Consider the following 1146-nt stretch of genomic DNA (forward strand, 5'->3'; position numbering starts at 1 on the left):
CGCCCTGTCGGGGAGTGAACATATCCCCTGCGATGATGCGTTCCAGTTCGGCGTCCGTAAAATGGTAATCATCTGGCACGTTGTGAACCTCTGCGTAGAGAGGCTCTTTTGTGATTGGGGTTGTCATTATTTCGCTACCCCCATCGTGAATTTCATATCGGTAAGTTTTTTCCTCTGTTTCTCAATGGAAGCAAGTTTTGCAGCGCGCCGGCGTTCACAGTCTGCCAGTGCTTCAAACTCGGTGAGCCAGAAGTCTTTCCCATGCGCATGCTGAGTGTAGCTATTACCAATACGATAAGATGCCATTGTTCCTTCGAATGATATTTCAGCATCAACCTTGAAAGGACCCGCGGTTAATGAATATTTTGTTACGTAGATAGTTGTCATTGTGCATCCCTCACACGGCGTGGGTCGTAGACTTTCGAAGTGCCTTTTGAATGCGGCTCAATCTTGTAGCACTCTTCACCCACTGGGTGATTTTGGCATTCCTGCATAAACAGTCGTAATGATGCTGCCGGGAGAATCAGTACCTCGCCTGCACGCAACTTTTCTCTGAGTTCAGTTATTGTTGGCATTGGTATTACCCTCCACGGCTACGCCAGCGGCCAACGACGCTTGCTTCTCTTTTTCCTGCTGCTCCCAAAACCACCGATGAAGCTCCATAAGCTTTTCATCAATCGGAGCATATTTGCGATCGAAGTAAGCCTGAGCGTCTTTTTCTTCCTCATCCGGTAATTCTCCGGGGCCAAACAGCGTGTTATAAATCCACGCCAATCCATTTTTAGCGTCGCCAGTTCCCTGCCATTCGATAATCGCGGCTTGCATGACAAGAATATTTTTGCCGATTAACAGGTCCAGTTCCTGATAGCGTTTGCGGATATATTCGTTTTGGCTTTCCAGTTCTGCGATGCGACTTTTCAGCATAGAAATGGTCGTCTCGTAGTGCTCTGCCATGCCCGCCACGCCGTCACTATTTTGCTCAGAGGCTTCCAGCGCCTCTACCAGCGCCAGCACGGTAGCTGGACCTGTGAGCAGGTTGAATGCATTCGCCGCGTCAACATCACCATCGACGTTTAGCAGCGCCTCATCAAACAACTCATCATTCGGCATCATAAGCAGACGCTTCATTGCCGGTAGCGCCTTTTC

2 protein-coding genes are annotated in these 1146 nt (G+C 49.3%); both read right to left on the minus strand.

Features of this window, described 5'->3' with window-relative positions; all coding sequences use genetic code 11:
• Positions 1 to 126: 126 nt before the first annotated feature.
• Positions 127 to 387, minus strand: a complete 261-nt coding sequence (locus tag ACWWFX_RS25260) for a hypothetical protein (protein WP_473225105.1) — start codon at positions 385 to 387, stop codon at positions 127 to 129.
• A gap of 171 nt (positions 388 to 558) precedes the next feature.
• The gene (locus ACWWFX_RS25265; protein ID WP_473225106.1) at positions 559 to 1110 is read right to left on the minus strand and encodes an ead/Ea22-like family protein; all 552 of its coding nucleotides are present in this window, start codon (positions 1108 to 1110) and stop codon (positions 559 to 561) included.
• Positions 1111 to 1146: the final 36 nt, after the last annotated feature.

It is taken from the genome of Pseudocitrobacter sp. 2023LY-00077, from assembly GCF_055796175.1.